This is a genomic window from Ruminococcus sp. AM31-15AC (assembly GCF_003462045.1).
In the GTDB taxonomy this organism is placed as follows: domain Bacteria; phylum Bacillota; class Clostridia; order Oscillospirales; family Ruminococcaceae; genus Hominimerdicola; species Hominimerdicola aceti.
In genome coordinates, this window is record NZ_QTYG01000006.1 from 38517 (window position 1) to 56958 (window position 18442).

The following is an 18442-nucleotide window of genomic DNA, read 5'->3' on the forward strand; positions in this document are numbered from 1 at the left end:
TATAACGAGGAAGGCAACGTTGCAAAATGTGCTTCTGTTGTTCAAAGCTTCTCAGTGAAAACGGTATAGACTATGAGCTTGTTTTTGTAAACGACGGCTCAAAGGCCAGAACATGGGATATAATCTCAAACCTTGCACGCAATGACGAGCATATCGTGGGCGTGAACTTTTCAAGAAATTTCGGCAAGGAGAGCGCAATTTTCGCAGGACTTGAAACTGCAAAGGGTGACGCTTGCGTACTGCTGGACTGTGATTTGCAGTTCCCGCCTGAGGTCATAATCGAGATGTACAACATCTGGAAAAACAATGACGTTGACATTGTTGAGGGCAGAAAAAATTCCCGTGGAAAGGAAAACCCTGTATACAAATTTTTCTCTCTGTGGTTTTACAAAATGATAAACAAGTCAAGCGGCCTCGACATGGAAGCGGCTTCCGATTTCAAGCTTCTTGACAGGGCTGTGGTAGATTCACTGAATGCAATGCCTGAAAGACTGACGTTTTTCAGAGCAATGTCAAGCTGGGTAGGCTACAAGACGGAGCGTGTATATTTTGACGTTGCTGACAGAGAGATAGGCGAATCAAAGTGGTCTGTAAAGGGGCTTTTCAAATTCGCCATAAACAGCATAACCTCTTTTACCTCTGCGCCTTTGCAGATAGTGACAGTATGCGGTGTTATAACCTTCATATTCTCTGTGATATTAGGGCTTCAGACACTCATCAAAAAGATAATAGGTGCTTCGGAAGCAGGCTTTTCAACTGTCATAATCCTACAGCTTCTCACATCGAGTATAATAATGTTAAGTCTTGGAATAATAGGCTTTTATCTCTCAAAGATATACGAGGAGATAAAACAGCGGCCTAGATACATAATCCGTGATATCATAAGAAAAGACGACGAGGAGAAAAAGAATGGAAAAGACTAAGACATCTCCCCTTTCATTTATAAAAAAATGGTGCTATGATAAGCGGCTGTACTTTTTGGTGTTCTTTCTGCCTGTGGCAATAATGTTTTCTGCCTATGCGTTTTTCAAGATACACCCTATCGGCGACAGCTCGGTGCTTGTGCTTGATTTGAACGGTCAGTATGTTTACTACTACGAACAGTTCCGTGACGCTTTCCATGGCAACGGCAGTTTTATCTACAACTGGTCACGAAACCTCAGCGGAGAAATGTTCGGTGTATTTGCATATTATCTTGCAAGCCCTTTTATGCTGATACTTGTGCTGCTGCCGAGAACGATGATGGCGACCTCTATCCTTATTTTACAGCTTGCAAAGATAGGCACGGCGGCTGTGACGTTCATGTTCTTCTTAAAAAAGATATCAGTGCAGAAACCTAAGACTATCTCACTTATCATATTCCCTACCATGTATGCACTTATGTCATACATGGTGGTACAGCTTATGGACCCTATGTGGCTTGACGGACTTATCTATCTGCCGCTTATATGCTGGGGCGTTCACAGGCTCGTTGATGAGGGCAAGCTTGTGCCTTATATAGTGCCGCTGGCGCTTATGTTCATTGCACATTTCTACATCGGCTATATGGTGGGAATTTTCACGTTTTTCTACTTCTGCTGGTACTGCCTTTCAAGAGAGGGCAGGATATTGCCAAAAAAGTTCTTCTCACGCTGTGTGGCTTTCGGTATTGGCACACTTGTTGCGCTTATGTGTGCGGCGTTCGTTCTTATAACCGTTTACAATTCTTTGAAGCTTGGCAAGTTTGAGTTCACTGACCCTGATTTCTCACTTGCAACGCAATTTGATTTCCTTACGTTCATAACAAAGCTTTTCCCAATGTCATATGACACTGTTTACCCTGAGGGTATGCCTATGATATACTGCGGAACGGCTGTATTGATACTTGTTCCGCTGTTCTTTATGAACGACAGGATAACAATGAAAGAAAAGACCTCCACAGGTCTGCTCACTTTCCTGCTTGTTATACTAATGTATATAAAGCCTGCCGACATGGCAATGCACGGCTTTCAAGTGCCGAATTGGCTGCCTTACAGATATTCTTTCATATTCTCATTCCTGATGATAGTAATGGCGTTCAGGGCGTTTGAGAACCTCGAGGGCATAACTGCAAAGAACATCGGCGGAATTTTCTTCGGGCTTATGGTATTCCTATTCTGGTGTGAGCGTGAGAATTACTCTCACTTCCAGCTTTTTGAAACAAAGACAAGTGAAACAGGCGACACCACAAACGTTATACAAGGCATATGGGTATCCATGATAGCTCTGGCAGCATATTTCGCACTTATCTATCTTATCAAGAAATATCCAAAATCAAAGGCTGTTTGTATCGTAATGGTAGGCGTTCTTGCGATTGAGCTTTTTGCAAACAGTGCAGACACTATCGACAAGATAGACACTGACGTTGCATACAGCAAATACACCTCTTATGAACCTTACATGACGCAGACGAGAAACGCTGTGTCAATGATGAAGGAATATGACCCATCGCTTTTCTACCGCATGGAGGCAACTTTCCACAGAACCGTGAACGACCCTATCGGAACAGGCTACAAGGGCATTTCACATTCAAGCTCAACAATGAACGCACCTGCCCTTATGATGCTCCACAAGCTTGGCTATGCCTACGGCGGACACTACACAAAATATGACGGCACAACTTTCATGACCGACGCTCTGTTTGACATAAAATATCTTATGGACAAAACGGGCAACACCTCTTTCGTAGGCACAAGAGTTAAAGTCCCTGAGGAATACAAGCTCACTACAGAATACACCGAGGGCGACGCAACATATAAATTCTACAACAACCCTAACGCTCTTGGTCTTGGCATGGTATCTTCGCCTAGTATTGAGGACGTGTCACTTTCTGAAGATAATCCTTTTGAAAATCAGAACATGGTATTCAACGCCCTCGCAGGCACAACAAAGGAATATTTCACAAAGATACCTGTTATAAACAGCGAAATGGAGAACGTTTCTACATCTCAGCTCACTGACGGACACACGAAATACTTCCCTACAGACACTTCCATTGCAGAATGTCACATTGACTATGTTGTGAAAATGGATAAGGACTCTTATCTTTATATGTATCTTCCAACCAAATATGAGCGTTCCTGCAACGTGTGGATACAGGACGAGGACGATTATATGGACGGCTCTGAGCCTATGGAATATGCAGGTCAGTTCTTTGTGGGCGACAATTATTCCATTATGAATCTCGGCAAATTCTACGAGGGTCAGGAGCTTCGCATACGCATAACGGTGGCAAATGACGATAACGAAGCTTACTGGAAAGACCAGCTTTTCTACACCTTTGATTATGACAGCTTTGCACAGACCTGCGCTGATATGCAGAAAAATGTGCTTGAGGTCACAAGCTTTAAGGACACTTATCTCGAAGGCACTGTTAATGCTGAAAATGACGGCTCTGTACTGTTCACGACCATACCATACGAAAACGGCTGGACTATCACTGTGAACGGCAAAAAGGTGACGGCTGAAAAATCTCTTGACAGCCTTATAACTATCCCTTTGGAGCAGGGTGAAAACAAGATAACAATGAAGTTCTCCCCTGACTATTGGAAAGTATCTCTTATCATAACGGGCTTTGGTGTTGCCCTGCTGGTGCTTATATTCCTGTTTGAATATAAGCGTGGAAAAGTCATGAAAAAGGTGCTTGCAAAAGCTAACTTTACGGCAGAAAGCAGTGAGAAAGCCACAACCCCTGTGATAAATGACACAACTGATACAACGGACGAGCCGCTGAGGATATACCGACCTGACAATGATGATGACGAAAAGCTTCGGCACATAAACGAGATGATGAAAAATATTCTCGGTGAGGACGAGGATAGCGGCAAAAACGATAAATAGCGACGAAAGCTGCGAAAAAAATCTATTGACAAGGCTTTTATAAAATAGTATTATAATAGGGACGGAAATTCTATCCGCCCCTATTTTTTTCGGACAGCGGATAAAGACTTCACAAATGAAAGGACTAATCAAAATGGCAAAAAAGATCTACACCAAGAAGCTTACATATGCAGGAATGTCCCTGTGTCTGCTGAGTTTTTTCGCATTCATTCTCTCGGCAGCAGGCGCACTGGCTGACCCTGTGGGAAAGCTCGTTTACAACAACGTTTTCACAAACAAGATAGACTTTTTGTTCACCCCCGACATTTTCGCTTATGTGAACACCTATGGTCTTTCATGCGCACTCGCCATATTCAGCCTTGTGGCGTTTTTCACATCTGCAAGAGCAAAGGGCAAGAAAAAGCTTGACGGTGCATTCGCAGGCTTTCTTATCCTTTTCCCGCTTGTTGTGATGATAACAAAGGGCATAATGATATACTATGTTACGGTAAAAGGTCACTTCTCAAACGCTATAACAATGGGCTATGACAATGACAAGTTCAGGGTAGCCCTTTCACTTGCTGATGATGTTCTGCCATTTATTGCGGCTTTCCTGCTTTTTATCGGTGGACTTGTTATTGCAGGCAGACTTATGGGCGAAGATTTCTCCGTTGAGATACCTGTTGCCGCAAAGACGCCTGACAATGCCCCTGCGCCTATCCCAATGACTACACCGCAAGAACAGAGTTTTGCTCAGCCTGATATGTCACAGTTCAGAAAGCCCGACAATGCCGAACCTGTTATGTCACAGAGCGTAGTTGAGCCTGAGATGCCACAACAGACAGAGCCTATAGAACCACCTACAGAAACGGCTGAACAGCCTGTCGAGCAGACCGCACCTGAAAAGTGTCCTCACTGTGGCTCAGAGCTGAAGAGCGGAGCCAAATTTTGCAGCGTTTGCGGAAACAAGGTCTAAAAAGCTACACCAATACACTTCCATAAAAAATACGGCATATGCCACTTTTTCGGTGACATATGCCGTGTTTCATTTTTACTGTTCTGATACGCTGGGGCTTGCAAGACCATGCTTTACTCGGTCACGGACCTCCGCTCTCTTTGCGTCGTTAAATCTGTCGAGAGTTCCAACAAGATAGCCTGTTATTCTTCTTATACGCTGAAAAGGCACGTCTGCAAAGTGATAATCAACGTCAACAAAGTCGCCGTCTATTTTTAGGTCGATAGTCTGGATAGTCTTTTCAGGGTAAAGCTTCTGCGCCCTGTCGATATATGAATTTATCTCTGCCTGGGACATCTCCCCGCCTGTTACGTTCACATTTACCATTTTACATTACCTCCATTTTTCTTTGTTATACATATTGTTGCCACAATAAAAGGATACCACAATATCTTGTATTTGTCAATAGTTAATACCTACAAAGCACATGAGTATATTTTGTAGGGTATGCCTGCATGGTCAGCCTTTCATTTCTTCTCTTATGCCTCGCCAATCGGGACAGAACTTGCCCACCAAAGCCCAGAAATCCTTGCTGTGATCCATAAAGACCAAGTGGCAAAGCTCGTGGAGGCAGACGTAATCAATGCACTCTCTGCGGAAAACGATAAGCTTTGAGTTTATGGAAATATGCCTGTTTGAGATACATCTTCCCCAGCTTGCTGTCAGCGGTTTTATTGTGACCTTTTCAGGCACAAGCCCTGTGGAGGCAGACATTTTATGCATACTTTTTGTTATCTCCGCCACTGTGAGATCGTTTATGAACTTAGTGGTCTGCTCTTTTACATAGGTCCGGTCGCTGGTCTTGTTCACGGCAATAAGAAGCTTGCCGTCCTCTATCTTGGGAGAAAAATACTTATCAGCTTGAACAAGGGTCAGGGTAAGCTCGTTCCCCAAAAGTCTGAGCCTTTCGCCATGGCAGAAATCTTTCGGCAGACCCACCGCCGCCTTGTCTTTTTGCTCCTTTATCCAGCCCAGATTGTTATTAATAAAGCTTTCAAGCTGCTGCTTTGAACAGCCGTAAGGCACACGCACCGTCAAAGTGCCGTCACGCATACCCATATTAAGGCGACTTCTTTTGGCAACGTCAAGGATAAAGTCTATGCGCTCTCCGTTTTTATCCTCGATAAAAGTATTATATTTCGGCACTTCAAAGCCCCCATATCCAAAAGCGCGCACATTCTTTTGTGCGGCGCTGTATTTTTTACCACTGTACTGCTATAGAGCTGTCTGTCGTAAGATAATCCTTATAAATATATCCAGTGAGTGGACCGTCTATGTTCATGAAATTTATCTTCACATATCCGTTATCCTCATATTCAAGAACGTTTACCTGAACGCCCGGTGACATACAAACGATATTCTCAGCGTCATTATCAGGCGCCACATGAAGATAAGCATACTCTGTGACATACATTACATCAAGCACGTCTGTCTGGCTAGACTCGTCGCTGGACACATCTGTTACCACACCGCTTTCGTCCACACTGCTGTTATCAGTAACGGACGTATCCGCAGGGGCGGCGCTGTTCACTGGCTCAGCCACAGACTCATTTGTATTTATAGTAGCAGTATTTATACCCTTTGGCACCTCTGAACTATTGCTTGCAAAAAGCCCCTTGGCAAGCAGAAGTATCACGCACAGCACAAATATGCCCACAACTATTATTGCGACAACGCTCGCCGTATTTCCCGAAGCCTTGCGGGAAACGTTATTCTTGTTATTATCCATATATTGCACGGCACAAGCCGTCACATTTCGCCTCCTTTTGCAGGAACACACCTGCACACCTGCAAACAAAGCACAGGTACATAAACATATTATAATATTTTTTATCATCAATGTCAATGACAGTTTAATTACAATATTGTCACATTTCACCCTTCAAACCCTCTTCTTGAGATATTTGCCATATTTACGCTGATGTTTTGACATTATAGCCAAATAGGCGTTTGCTAATTTGATTAAAATACATATTAACAGAATCAGCAAAATGTGATATAATGAGTTTTAAGGGCGTGCCTTGGGAGGCGTTGCCCCTACAGTATAAAAGCAAGGGGGCAGGAAGTTGCATAAAAAAATTATCTGCGGTGCATTGTCTGCTGCAATGTTCCTGACCCTTTTTTCAGCCTGCGGTCGATCTGAAGAAAGCGTGGTCAATACTAAAAACTCCTCGTTTATCGAACAAGAGGAAGTCGTTGACAGCCCTGCAAAGATATTTTTCTCGGCATGGAACGGCAGTGAGATAACCGCTGACACGGCTAAAGAGCATGGTATGCTTTTCATGGACTCTTCGGAAGAAAGCGATATGCGCTGGGCTGAGTTCTGTGATTGCGTAAAAAGCGGCACTGAGGCTGAGATAACAGTATGCACAAGCACGCAGGTGATACATGCTGAAAGCTCTTTGGAGGGGGACAGCGGTGTTCTTACCATAGAATCTGAGGACTTTTCTGAGGGCAGCATGAAGCTTTTCTCAAAAAAACTTTCTGCCGACAGCCTTTACAGCGTTTGTGAAAACGGCTTGACGGTATATTACGCAGGAAGCAACAAGCTTTATCAGACAGAGAATGTAACAAGTGAGCTTACAGACGTTCCTTTTGAGCAAAAGATATACAAGTGCAGCAGTGAAGCCAACATGACATTCCCCTATCAAAAAATGTTTTCAAATTATGATGATTTCAGTGAATATTATTTGAAATACAATGGTGAACTGCAAATTCAGGAAATGAAAAAGGATATGGAAGCTTTTGAAAACGAGGGCGGCTTCAACAACCATGTTATTTTTCTAAAAGGAGAGCTTTCTGGATATGAGCATATCGACTACAAAGCAGTAAGGGCGGTCAAGGACAAGGATTCCCTTTTCATATATGTGGCTAAAGAGATACCCGAGAACAAGGCAGGGGCAACTTCAAAGCGCCAGATAACTGTCACAGTGCCGTCAGAGTATCTTGACGAGATAAGCCCCAAAAACATAAAATGGATAGTTTTCACACAAGAGTGACAAAAGGTGGACAAGGTGGCTTGTCTGCCTTTTTTTATTCTGAAAGTTGACAGATAAAAGCATTAGTATTATAATAAGGTCAACACCTCATAAGGAGATATTTATATGAAGCTTTTTTACCCTGAGATATTTGAAAAATTCGTCTGCACAGGCTCGCAGTGTTCTGACAACTGCTGTATGACCGATTGGGATATCGAGATAGACGAGGACACCTACGGCTTTTACAAAAAGCTTGACAATGATATAGGCAGGAAGTTTGTGAACTCAGTTACAGAAGACGAGGGCGTGAAATATCTTGTCCACTGCGACGGCAAATGCCCTATGCTCAACGAAAAGGGGCTTTGCTCTGTTCAGCTTGCTTACGGTGAGGAAAACATCTCAGACATATGCCGTGAACACCCGAGGTTTTATGAGTGGTTTGGAGATTACAAGGAGGCAGGCGTGGGGCTTGCTTGCGAAGAAGCTGTGAGAATGTATCTTTCTGACGATGAGCCTGTAAGATTTTTTACCAAAGAGATAGATGAAGAGCCTGACGACCTTGAGTTTGATCCCAAGCTTCTTGAAACCATGCTTTTTGCACGGACGGCTTTCATTGACCTGCTTCAAAACAGGGAATATTCTCTCCATGACAGGCTTGTGAACGTTCTTTCAGCGTCAGCGGAGATACAATATGCTCTTGACGAAGAGGATACAGAGGAGATAAAAGCCATTGCCCAGAAGCTTTCCCACCCTGAGATAATTGCAGAGCGTGTGGAGAGCCTGAAAAAGGCTTTGCCTGAAAAGCCTTTGGAAAATGCCGAAAATATGCTTTTGTATCTTGAACGTCTTGACTTTATAGGCGACATTCTCCCACAGCAGATAAAGGACGCAAGCCGCTTTGTGAAAAAGCTTTCCGCACCCTTAAAGGCTCAGACGAGCGGTGAGTATGAAAAGCTTGCGGTGTATTTTGTATACAGATATTTTCTTAAAGCTGTGAGAGATTTCGACCTGCTGTCAAAAATAAAGGCTATGATAGTGTTCGTTTTTGCCGCAGAGGTCATAAACCTCAGTCGTGAGCAGGACGCCCTCGCACGCTTTGAAACCGTCAAGGAGCTTTGCAAGGAGATAGAATATTCAGGTGACAACATGGACAGGATATATGACGACAGCTATCTTTCCGATATTTTCTCTGATATTTCTATGCTTGCACTTCTTGAATGGACGCTTTAGAGAAGAAGGTAACCAAGCGCCAGAAGAAGCTTTATGTCTGCGCCCTGCTTGTATAATATGTAAATAAGCAGACCGATAAGGGCTTTTTCCTCGTCTATCTTTATATCGCCTAAATTCCCCCCAAGCAGACCGCTCAAAAGCGAACTGCTCTGAGGGGCTTTTTGTGGGCTATGAGCATTCTGAGTGCGAGGGGTTTCCTCTGCTTTAGGTGGTGCAGGCTCGCTATTAGGGCTTGCGCCCACAATGCTCCGTGAACGCCTTTGCATTTCTCTCACACGACGAATGGCTTCCTCCTGCATGGTGGTGAAATTATTGTCATCAGAATATGCCAAGCAGATCACCTCCCAGAAGTCCGCTTTCTTTCAGTGCAGGATACACTGCAAAAAGCTTGAATATTTTTATGAGCCTGTCTATTTTCGCCTGATTTTCTTCTTTCAAAAGCGGTCGCAGAGCAAGAAGAAGCTGGATATTTTTATCGGGCTTTGAAGCCGACTGCATAATGCTTTGTATCTTCATAAGCTTTGCGATATCAAGACCCCCTGCCTGTGTCGCTTGCGCAGGCTTGCTTTCCGCAGGCAGAGAAACGCCGCCTAGGCTTTGGAGAAGCTGAGAAAAGTCCATGTTTTTGGGGCTTTGTGGAGCTTCGCTCTGACCGCCCTCTTCTCCCTGTCCGCCGTTATCCGCCGTGAGCATATCCGCAAGCTCCTTTATCTGCTTCATGCTTTCCTCATCATTAAGCACATTCTGTATTTTATTCATCAGATCGTCCAATTATTTCACCGCCTGTTCAAGCTTTTGCCCTGTAAAATACTATTTCCCCTGAAGCTTTTTGAATATCGCCCTTGCCTGCGGTGAGGACAATATTTTCTCGGCAGTTTTCGGATCTGACAAAGCCTTTTGAAGCATCATCGCCTCGTTTTGCGGCATACCCTGAAGTGCTCTGTCATAAACGCCGCTTTCAAGCTGACCTTTCAGCACATCAGGGGTGGTGCCTAGCTTTTTGGAAGCCACTGCAAGAAGTGCCTGCATGGCTTTTGGATCCATAGAATTGAGCTGTTTTTTGCGCTCATAAAAAATTCTCCTTTTTTCTATAGTATTTATAAATATTTATGTTATAATATTGCTTGTTATAACTGGTAAAGGGGTGTAACTATGAGAATAATCGTTTTTTCGGATACTCATGGAAATTATTCTGCAATGCACAAAATATTCAAGAGAAACGGCGACGCCGACCTGTTTATTTTTCTTGGTGACGGCGAACGTGACCTTGACAGCCTGAGAGTGCAGTATCTTGACAAAAAGATAGTAAACGTATCAGGAAATTGCGACTTTGCCTCGCTCACTCCCGAAAACGACATATACATGACCGATGACGGTATAAAGATATTTTTCACCCATGGCCACAAGTGGGGCGTGAAATACTCTACCGACAGACTTTTTTACAAAGCCAAGGAAATAGGCGCACAGATAGCACTTTTCGGACACACACACTGCCGCTACTATGCCTATGAGGAGGGTATCCACATTTTAAACCCCGGCAGTGCAGGTCAGCCGAGAGACGGCAAGCCTGCAAGCTATGCCTATATTGACATTACAAAGGACGGTGGCATATTCTGTAGTCACGTTGACCTATAATATGCTCAGAGCTTAGATCTTGTTAAACAAAAAGCGGACGAACACCTTTCATGTTCGCCCGCATTTTTATGCTAAAAAATTATTCTGATATCTCTTTTCTTACCCTTTCAAGCTCATCAAGGAACATCTGATCCGCATGGCTAAGGCGGTAATTGCTCTGATAGATAAGAACGTCTTTATTGGTCTTTTTGAAGCTATGACAAACTCTCTGCACAAGGCCATAACGCTTCAATATCTCCTTTGGCAGAGGGCTTACCCACATGAATGAGTCCGGACAAGCCGAGAGGATATCGAACTGACTTCCTCTCTCATAGACGTAAATATGCCTGCTGTGATTATTAAGCTCAGCGTTTTTCTTCTGATAAGTCGCTGAGATGTTCGGCACGATATTATCGCCGTGCAATACCTCTATGTATTTATCAAGGACAGTTTCGTTTATCTCTTTTTCTTTAGCAAGCTGGCTGTTTTCGCTTGTGATAAGTACATAATCGAACTCCCACACGTTATGATATTTCAGATTTTTCTCTTCTATCATAGACATGAAAAAGCTCTCATACGCCACGGGATAACGGATTATACCCATGTTATATTCGCATTCCACCACTGCGTTTATGGCTTCCATGGAGTTTGTTTCCCTTATTTTTGCGTCAAGCTCCACATTCGTGCCTAACTTGTTCACAAAGCAAGTGAAAGCGTGTGTTATATAGCTTGCCCTTGGCAAAAGCAGAGAGAAGTTCACTGCGTTTTCACCATTATCCTTATAAAGGCTTTCCATTTTATCCATTTGCACAAGTATAGCCTTTGCATACTGCAAGAACTGTTTGCCCTTTTCTGTGGCAACAACACCCTTTGCACTTCTTTTAAAAATCGGTATGCCAACTTCTCTTTCCATTTCCTTTATGGCTTTTGAAAGGTTAGGCTGACCCATATAAAGTGCTGAAGCTGCTTTTGTGATAGACCCAAGTCTTTCGACCTCTACCATATATCTGAGATGAGTTAAATTCATAGTTTCCCCTTCTTTGTTATCGGTATATAAAATTTTAAGGCTGTCATATAATATTATATATGCTTTCTGTCAATTTCATTATAAAGCTTTGTTAAAAACTTGTCAACCACAAGGAGCGTTTTTTAACATTTATTTAACATAAAGCAAAGTCATTTGCCTCTTGACAATGCCTTTATACTCTGTTATAATCTTATATGTTTAAGGCTTACTTCTGCCGCCAGGTAGAAGTTTTGCGTCGGACCTGCTGTCGTTAGGCTTTAAAAGACAGCGGTGTTCGGCGTTTTTTTGTGGGATAAACGGAGGGTAAAAATGGAGAAAAATTCACATCTTAGGGACTTTGCCAGATACGCTTCTCTGAACGTTCTCGGAATGATTGGTGTATCGTGCTATATCCTTGCGGACACGTTCTTTGTCGCAAAGGGCATGGGTGCAGACGGCGTTACTGCACTGAATATCGCCATTCCAATATACAGCCTTATCCACGGCACCGGACTTATGATCGGCATGGGCGGAGCGACAAAGTTTGCAATATACAAAAGTCAGAAACGTGACGAGGCAGGAAGCAGAGTTTTCTCCTGTGCACTGCTTATGGCTCTGGTGCTTGGAGCGATATACTTTTTGGGCGGAGCGTTTTTTTCAATGCCACTTGCAAAGCTTCTTGGTGCAAAGGGCAGCGTTGTGGGCATGACTAATACCTACCTAAAAGTGCTTATGATGTTCGGACCGTTCTTTTTGCTTAACGACACTTTCAACTGCTTTATAAGAAACGACGGAAGCCCAAAGCTTTCAATGGCGGCAATGCTCACGGGAAGCTTTTCAAACATAATCCTTGACTATGTGTTCATTTTTCCGCTGAATATGGGCATTTTCGGAGCTATCCTTGCAACAGGGCTTTCGCCTGTCATAAGCCTTTGCATACTGAGCATATACAAATTCCGCAAAAAGAACAGCTTCCATATCGTCAGGGCAAGGCACGAAGGGAGAACCTTTGGCGGCATATTGTCCATAGGCGTGCAGTCGCTTATAACTGAGCTTTCATCAGGCATCGTAGTGCTTGCGTTCAATATAATAATACTTGGTCTTGCAGGCAACACAGGCGTTGCAGCTTATGCAGTGATAGCGAATACCTCCATTGTGGCGGTATCCATATTCACCGGTATCGCACAAGGCGGTCAGCCGCTTATCAGTGCAGCTCACGGCATTGGCAACAAAGACCGTCTTAGAGCAGTGCTGAGATATTCTATTATATCACAGCTTGTAATAGCGCTTATGGTTTACCTTGCTATTGCATTTTTCACAACACCTATCGCCGCTATATTCAACAGCGAGCATATTGACTCTCTTCAGCACATGGCAGAGGACGGCATGAAAATATACTTCACCGGATTGTTTTTCTCAGGCTTCAATATAATAATATCTGCATTTTTTGCGGCTTCTGAGAAAATCATACCAGCCCAGACCATCACCATATTAAGGGGCTTTGCTCTTATCGTGCCAATGGCTTTCATTATGTCCAAGGCAGCAGGATTAACTGGCGTATGGCTTGCTTATCCTGTCACGGAATTTATCGTAGCGGCAATATCCATAATATTCTATATAAGAAACAGACACAAGACATAAAACAAAGGGCAAAGTATCAGGCTTTGCCTTTTTATTTTTGCGTATTTGTGCATAAAGCTTGAAAAAAGTTGATTTTTATGCTATCATAAAGAATAGTGATTAATTTTGCGGAGGTCAACTGACAAATGATAAATGCAAGCGGCAACACGCTGATAATAGATATAAGGGACGAGCTTTCTTTTGAGTATGGTCACATTGACGGAGCAGTGAACATCCCTGCCGAAAAGCTTGATAAAAGCGACCTGCCAAAGGACAAAAAGCTTCTTATCTGCTGTAAAAGCGGACTTATAAGCGACACTGAGGCAGAAAAGCTTCGAGAGCTTGGCTATGACGCTGAAAACCTAGAGGGTGGCTACTATGGCTGGCTGAGAGAAAAGCTTTCCAAAGAGGTCGTAGAGGATATCTCACAGGACGCTGAGCGGAGCATACAAAAGAAATTCCGCAAGGAGATATGGAACAGATTCACACAATCTGTGAACGAATATGAGCTTATAAAGCCTAATGACAGGATAGCGGTGTGCATATCGGGCGGCAAGGATTCAATGCTCATGGCAAAGCTCATACAAATGCTTCACCGCCACAGCAAGTTCCCTTTCGAGGTAAAATATCTTGTTATGGATCCGGGCTACAGCCCTGCAAACCGTGAGATAATCGAGCGCAACGCAAAGCGGCTTGGAATACCCATAACAGTGTTTGAGTCTGATATTTTCGACTCTGTATACAATGTGGAGAAAAATCCATGCTATCTGTGCGCACGAATGAGAAGAGGTCATTTATACAGCAAAGCACAGGAGCTTGGCTGTAACAAGATCGCACTTGGACATCACTATGATGATGTTATCGAAACCATACTAATGTCTATGCTTTACGGCGGACAGATACAGACAATGATGCCGAAGCTCAACAGCACGAATTTTGAGGGTATGCAGCTTATAAGACCTCTCTATATGGTAAGAGAGGACGACATAAAAAGGTGGCGTGACTATAATGGGCTGCGTTTTATACAGTGTGCCTGCAAGTTCACCGACACCTGCACCACCTGCGCACCTGACAGCAGGACAGTATCAAAGCGTATGGAGATAAAACAGCTTATCGCAAAGCTAAAGCTTGTTAATCCGCAGGTGGAATATAATATTTTCAAGAGCGTGGAAAACGTTATGCTCAATCAGGTCATTGCATACAAAGATGACGAGGGCAGACACAGCTTTTTGGAGAGATTCAAAGAGGAATAAAAAATCATCGCCGCAGGCGATACCTTAATTCCTCATTCCTCACTCCTCATTCCTCACTTATCTATAAGGTGGCATAATAATGATATTTCTATTTCTTCTGCCCTTTTATCTGGGCGTATCATCATACATGATGTTCCGATTTTTCTACTGGATGAAGCACTGCAACCACAGATTTAACTGGCTGCGTTTCAAAGTGCCTTTTGCAGTGGTCTATCTTTTCATGGCGCTTTCGCCTGTTATAGCTTTTCTGCTTCCAAAATCCGCCGTTGCTATCGTCATAAGGCGAATTTCTACATACTGGATAGGCATTATGCTCTACTCGCTCTTGTATGTGGTGCTTTTTGACCTGCTAAGACTTATCGCAAAGCACACGAAGCTCAAAAACACGTTGCTTTTTTCCCGTGGAAGCGTTATTTCCATAGGTTCGGTGGTTGTGGCTTGTGCGGTGGCGACCTGTCTTTACGGCATTTTCAATGCACGAAACATCAAGGTGAATGAATACAGCGTAACTGTCAACAAGTCATGCGGCAGTGACAAGCATTTAAAAGCTGTGCTTGTGGCTGACCTGCACATGGGTTACGCTATCGGTGTGGACCACATCACCAACATGGTTGAGAAAATAAACCAGCAGGACGCTGACATTGTTATAATAGCAGGAGATATTTTTGACAACAGCTATGACGGCATGGACGATCCGGAAGGGATAAAGGCACAGCTCAAGTCCATAAAAAGCAAATATGGCGTATATGCGGTCTACGGCAATCATGACATTGATGAAAAGATACTAATGGGCTTCACATTCGATTGGGGCGGCAAGCAGCTTAATAGTGAAAAAATGACAAACTTTATAAAAGAGTGTGACATAAAGCTTATCAATGATGAGTCAGTTTTGATAAACGATGAATTTTATCTTGTGGGCAGGCGTGACACTGACAAGCCCGGCACTGAGGACGGCACTCGTGCTGAGATATCGGAGCTTACGAAGGATCTTGACAAGACCAAGCCGATATTCGTGCTTTCCCACGAGCCTGACGAGCTTCAAAAGACCGCTGATGCAGGTGCAGACATAGATTTCTCAGGTCACACACATGACGGGCAGCTTTTCCCAGGCAATCTGACAATAGGTCTTTTCTGGGAAAACCCATGTGGCATGATAAAGAAAGATAATATGTACTCCATTGTCACCTCTGGTGTTGGTGTATACGGCACTTTCATGAGGGTAGGAACTGACGCTGAGATATGCTCTGTAGATATTGATTTTGCAGGTTAAGTTATATAGTAAAAGGTCTGTCACTTGATTTTGGTGACAGACCTTTTTTATGCTAAACAATATCCTTTTCAAACACGGCTTTGATATTCATATCACCATTCACCTTAGCCTTTATCTCCGATTGGGTATTATCGCCCTTTACGCCCTCCCAATGGTCAAAATGCCAGCCTGATTTTGCTTGTGCGTTCAATTTTATCTCACAGCCGTCAAAATATGTGCCGCTATAATCACTTTCTATTTCAACGCCCCCTATCAGAACGCTTCCCTGCTCGTTATCCGCTGATATCTTCACTGTTCTGCGCTCATAATAGTCAAACTCTCTTTCAAGATAGCCAAGCACCTTATCATATCTTCCCTCAATAAAATTCTGCCAACGTATTATCATAGGGTCTGTAGCTTTCGCAAGGTTTGCCCATGTTGGAAAACGGTCGAAATAATTATCAAGCTCGCCGTAATAGATATTCTTATAATATTCGAGATACTCCCCGAACCGCTCCGCAGTAAAGTTCACGCTTCCAAGCTGACACATTGCCGAGGTGAGCTTCAAATCGAATTCTTCGTTATCTATAAGGCTGCAAAGTATTCCGCCAAACTTTGTATAGCTTTGGCTTCTAAGATACGAGAACATATTTGTTTCCAGATCCTTCTCGTTATAATGCGAGCATGACGATTCCGTGTCGAAAAGCACAAAGCGCCATCTGCCATCTGCATAGCTATTGCCCTGCTCTATGGTTCTTGTGCGCCAGCAAGCATAATTGTTCTGCGGCCAATCGTCATTGAAGATATACATTTCCGTGGCGGCATACTCCACAAGGTTATCCATATCTATCATTGCGCAGGCTTTGCGATAATTCTCCTCAATGGACATATCGTTTTCTGTGATAAACTTATACATATCATTGAAAAGCTTTTCGTCCTCAGCCTCACCCTCGCTCAGCTCATCATTTTTATACATGACAACGTTGCTTTTTGCAACATTATATCTATCCGCAAAATATCTGTCGCTGTAATCGGATTGGAGAGTATAAAGACCCCAGTATTCACCGTCTATAAACAGCACGCAGGCTGTTCCCTGCTGAGTTTCAACACCTCTGCCTGACACCATATTTTGTATCATCATGTCCTTGAACTTTGAATAATTGGCGTCATTTCCGCCGTTTCTAAGCACAAAGGTCTTGCATGAGGTGATAGCCTCGCCGTTTACATCTGTAAAGCTATCCCAGAAAACTGTATCAAAAGAGCTTTTGCCGTAATCGTTTCGAGCATAAAGCCTGAACGACTTTTGATAATCCGCCCTAGACCAGCCGCCTTGTATCCTTATGCCGCAATCCTGAGAAATAAGGCTGTTGCCCTCACTGTCGAAATACTCAACATAACATTCCTTTTCCCACTCTCTGCCACGCTGATTATAGTTTGCAGGGATAGAGCCGTTCCAAGGGTGGTCGGGGTTTTCTTCGTCATATTCTTTGTATACGTCCCCAAGACAGTAAATGCCCGTTTTTTCGTTGAAAAGCCCATCAGGATCGGTGGTAATGGATACTATAGGCAAATCGTTATGATCTGCACTTGAAACGTCCACAAAATAGGTGGCAGTAACAGTTTTTCCGCACTTTCCGCTTGTACCCTCTGCGCAGGCTCTAATGACAGTGCCTTTATCAACTGCGCTTTTGTCAGGCAGTTCTATGCTGTCACGATAATCAAGCTGTATTTTCATAGGGTTATAAGCCGAAAGGACATTTTCATCATCTGACCTGTCGTCAATTCTCAGGGCATTTTCATAGACCTTTCTTGTGTCCGACGTGGCAGGGTCAGTGCCGTCGGCGGTATAATACACCGTCTGACTCTCTCCTGCGGTTATCTCAAGGTCAAAAGCCTTTTCATAGCTGCCTGCTGCCTGAGAAAACACAGGCGTATCGCCAATAGTTTTCTCTGCATTCGCCGCAAGAGGTGTAGGCTCTGAAACGTACATTTCACCCTTGGCATTTTTAGAATAGCTCACGCCCTTGTTAAGCTTAGGCAATTTTATGCTCTCGCACTGAAGCGAGTCATATTTCAATATTATCTCCGCTTCGCTGACCTTGCCTATGCTGAAATCAGCGTGAGGAAAATCAGCATTTTCAAAGCCTGCTGACGAGCAGTATACTATTATATAGTCATGGGCTTTAATGACATATCCGCCCAAAGGCTGATCTCCACCGCCATTTTTTGAAAGTGAAAATCCCGTAAGAGAAATATCTTTATTCGTGGGATTATATATCTCTATCCAATCGCTTGGTTCTCCGTTTTTGTCCTGCATAGCTGTTTTCTCAGATGTTTCACTGTTTGAGGGGCATATCTCGCTTATATATATTTTCGGCGGTCTTATTATCACCGCAGCAAGCATTACAACCGCTGCCACCGCCGCAAGACAAAGCCCTATCACGGAAACCCTTTTCAGTCCCAATATGAAACCTCCCGCTCTGCAATATTACAAATATCATTATAGCCTTTTTTCACATTTCTGTCAACCGACTGCAAAACATACAAAATCCATGGGAATTTTCTCTGTGACTTTTACTATTTCTACAATCCTTTTAACTTTTACTTGACAAACTTTTACGGCTGTGCTTTAATAGAGTA

Annotated in this window: 17 protein-coding genes; 9 read left to right on the forward strand and 8 right to left on the reverse strand. The window is 43.5% G+C overall.

Annotated features, from left to right (window positions below; all coding sequences use genetic code 11):
• Nucleotides 1-26 precede the first annotated feature (26 nt).
• The 3 genes from DW793_RS02940 (at nucleotide 27) to DW793_RS02950 (ending at nucleotide 4813) form a co-directional block, all read left to right on the forward strand.
• Complete coding sequence (locus DW793_RS02940) at nucleotides 27-923, forward strand: glycosyltransferase family 2 protein (RefSeq protein WP_390624612.1); 897 nt, start codon at nucleotides 27-29, stop codon at nucleotides 921-923.
• Entirely contained in the window at nucleotides 910-3858 is a 2949-nt protein-coding gene (locus tag DW793_RS02945; protein WP_118157013.1) for a YfhO family protein, read from the forward strand. Before DW793_RS02940 ends, DW793_RS02945 begins: the two co-directional genes overlap by 14 nt.
• Nucleotides 3859-3991: 133 nt before the next feature.
• Nucleotides 3992-4813 carry a zinc ribbon domain-containing protein gene (locus DW793_RS02950; protein ID WP_181988272.1) on the forward strand — a complete coding sequence of 274 codons (822 nt, stop codon included), beginning with the start codon at nucleotides 3992-3994 and terminating at the stop codon, nucleotides 4811-4813.
• A 75-nt stretch (nucleotides 4814-4888) separates the two neighbouring features.
• Here the strand turns inward: DW793_RS02950 and nrdD are convergent, their stop codons facing one another.
• The 3 genes from nrdD to DW793_RS02965 all read right to left on the reverse strand — a co-directional run bounded on the left by nrdD (nucleotide 4889) and on the right by DW793_RS02965 (nucleotide 6581).
• Nucleotides 4889-5179 (reverse strand): anaerobic ribonucleoside-triphosphate reductase, encoded by a 291-nt coding sequence (nrdD, locus tag DW793_RS02955; protein WP_117857504.1) that lies wholly within the window; start codon nucleotides 5177-5179, stop codon nucleotides 4889-4891.
• A 132-nt stretch (nucleotides 5180-5311) separates the two neighbouring features.
• On the reverse strand, nucleotides 5312-5998 hold the full coding sequence (locus tag DW793_RS02960; RefSeq protein ID WP_118157015.1) for a M48 family metallopeptidase: 687 nt from the start codon (nucleotides 5996-5998) through the stop codon (nucleotides 5312-5314).
• Nucleotides 5999-6053: 55 nt separating this feature from the next.
• Nucleotides 6054-6581: an SH3 domain-containing protein gene (locus tag DW793_RS02965; RefSeq protein ID WP_118157044.1), complete on the reverse strand. Its 528-nt coding sequence runs from the start codon at nucleotides 6579-6581 to the stop codon at nucleotides 6054-6056.
• A 337-nt stretch (nucleotides 6582-6918) separates the two neighbouring features.
• Between DW793_RS02965 and DW793_RS02970 the strand changes: the two genes are divergently transcribed.
• Complete coding sequence (locus DW793_RS02970) at nucleotides 6919-7851, forward strand: hypothetical protein (RefSeq protein WP_118157016.1); 933 nt, start codon at nucleotides 6919-6921, stop codon at nucleotides 7849-7851.
• Between the two features lie 105 nt (nucleotides 7852-7956).
• Nucleotides 7957-9060, forward strand: coding sequence for a flagellin lysine-N-methylase (gene fliB, locus DW793_RS02975; RefSeq protein ID WP_118157017.1), 1104 nt, complete (start codon nucleotides 7957-7959; stop codon nucleotides 9058-9060).
• Here the strand turns inward: fliB and DW793_RS02980 are convergent.
• Genes DW793_RS02980 through DW793_RS02990 form a run of 3 tightly spaced genes read right to left on the reverse strand, consistent with a single transcriptional unit; the run spans nucleotide 9057 to nucleotide 10104 of the window.
• A complete protein-coding gene (locus DW793_RS02980; RefSeq protein ID WP_117896778.1) occupies nucleotides 9057-9392 on the reverse strand; it encodes a hypothetical protein in 336 nt (111 codons plus the stop codon). The two genes, fliB and DW793_RS02980, sit on opposite strands and share 4 nt — an antisense overlap.
• The gene (locus DW793_RS02985) at nucleotides 9379-9831 is read right to left on the reverse strand and encodes a hypothetical protein (protein WP_252969628.1); all 453 of its coding nucleotides are present in this window, start codon (nucleotides 9829-9831) and stop codon (nucleotides 9379-9381) included. The genes DW793_RS02980 and DW793_RS02985 overlap by 14 nt, the downstream gene beginning before the upstream one ends.
• A 39-nt stretch (nucleotides 9832-9870) precedes the next feature.
• Nucleotides 9871-10104, reverse strand: a complete 234-nt coding sequence (locus DW793_RS02990; protein WP_118157018.1) for a hypothetical protein — start codon at nucleotides 10102-10104, stop codon at nucleotides 9871-9873.
• Between the two features lie 108 nt (nucleotides 10105-10212).
• Between DW793_RS02990 and DW793_RS02995 the strand changes: the two genes are divergently transcribed.
• The gene (locus DW793_RS02995; protein WP_022286542.1) at nucleotides 10213-10695 is read left to right on the forward strand and encodes a metallophosphoesterase family protein; all 483 of its coding nucleotides are present in this window, start codon (nucleotides 10213-10215) and stop codon (nucleotides 10693-10695) included.
• Nucleotides 10696-10774: 79 nt separating this feature from the next.
• On the opposite strand, the gene DW793_RS03000 is transcribed toward DW793_RS02995, so the two are convergent.
• Nucleotides 10775-11701 carry a LysR family transcriptional regulator gene (locus tag DW793_RS03000; protein WP_022286543.1) on the reverse strand — a complete coding sequence of 309 codons (927 nt, stop codon included), beginning with the start codon at nucleotides 11699-11701 and terminating at the stop codon, nucleotides 10775-10777.
• Between the two features lie 309 nt (nucleotides 11702-12010).
• Here DW793_RS03000 and DW793_RS03005 point away from each other — a divergent pair, with 309 nt between their 5' ends.
• The 3 genes from DW793_RS03005 (at nucleotide 12011) to DW793_RS03015 (ending at nucleotide 15823) form a co-directional block, all read left to right on the forward strand.
• Entirely contained in the window at nucleotides 12011-13321 is a 1311-nt protein-coding gene (locus DW793_RS03005; protein ID WP_118157019.1) for an MATE family efflux transporter, read from the forward strand.
• Nucleotides 13322-13446: 125 nt separating this feature from the next.
• Nucleotides 13447-14553: an ATP-binding protein gene (locus tag DW793_RS03010; RefSeq protein WP_117876339.1), complete on the forward strand. Its 1107-nt coding sequence runs from the start codon at nucleotides 13447-13449 to the stop codon at nucleotides 14551-14553.
• 79 nt (nucleotides 14554-14632) lie between these two features.
• Nucleotides 14633-15823 carry a metallophosphoesterase gene (locus DW793_RS03015; protein WP_118157020.1) on the forward strand — a complete coding sequence of 397 codons (1191 nt, stop codon included), beginning with the start codon at nucleotides 14633-14635 and terminating at the stop codon, nucleotides 15821-15823.
• Nucleotides 15824-15875: 52 nt separating this feature from the next.
• Here DW793_RS03015 and DW793_RS03020 read toward each other — a convergent pair whose 3' ends face one another.
• Nucleotides 15876-18266 (reverse strand): CotH kinase family protein, encoded by a 2391-nt coding sequence (locus DW793_RS03020; protein ID WP_118157021.1) that lies wholly within the window; start codon nucleotides 18264-18266, stop codon nucleotides 15876-15878.
• Between the last annotated feature and the right edge of the window lie 176 nt (nucleotides 18267-18442).

Coding starts and splice junctions, on each gene's coding strand:
- DW793_RS02940 (WP_390624612.1), top strand. CDS start 27: ATGTGCTTCTGTTGTTCAAAGCTTCTCAGTGAAAACGGTATAGACTAT.
- DW793_RS02945 (WP_118157013.1), top strand. CDS start 910: ATGGAAAAGACTAAGACATCTCCCCTTTCATTTATAAAAAAATGGTGC.
- DW793_RS02950 (WP_181988272.1), top strand. CDS start 3,992: ATGGCAAAAAAGATCTACACCAAGAAGCTTACATATGCAGGAATGTCC.
- nrdD (WP_117857504.1), bottom strand. CDS start 5,179: ATGGTAAATGTGAACGTAACAGGCGGGGAGATGTCCCAGGCAGAGATA.
- DW793_RS02965 (WP_118157044.1), bottom strand. CDS start 6,581: ATGGATAATAACAAGAATAACGTTTCCCGCAAGGCTTCGGGAAATACG.
- fliB (WP_118157017.1), top strand. CDS start 7,957: ATGAAGCTTTTTTACCCTGAGATATTTGAAAAATTCGTCTGCACAGGC.
- DW793_RS02990 (WP_118157018.1), bottom strand. CDS start 10,104: ATGGATCCAAAAGCCATGCAGGCACTTCTTGCAGTGGCTTCCAAAAAG.
- DW793_RS02995 (WP_022286542.1), top strand. CDS start 10,213: ATGAGAATAATCGTTTTTTCGGATACTCATGGAAATTATTCTGCAATG.
- DW793_RS03000 (WP_022286543.1), bottom strand. CDS start 11,701: ATGAATTTAACTCATCTCAGATATATGGTAGAGGTCGAAAGACTTGGG.
- DW793_RS03005 (WP_118157019.1), top strand. CDS start 12,011: ATGGAGAAAAATTCACATCTTAGGGACTTTGCCAGATACGCTTCTCTG.
- DW793_RS03010 (WP_117876339.1), top strand. CDS start 13,447: ATGATAAATGCAAGCGGCAACACGCTGATAATAGATATAAGGGACGAG.
- DW793_RS03015 (WP_118157020.1), top strand. CDS start 14,633: ATGATATTTCTATTTCTTCTGCCCTTTTATCTGGGCGTATCATCATAC.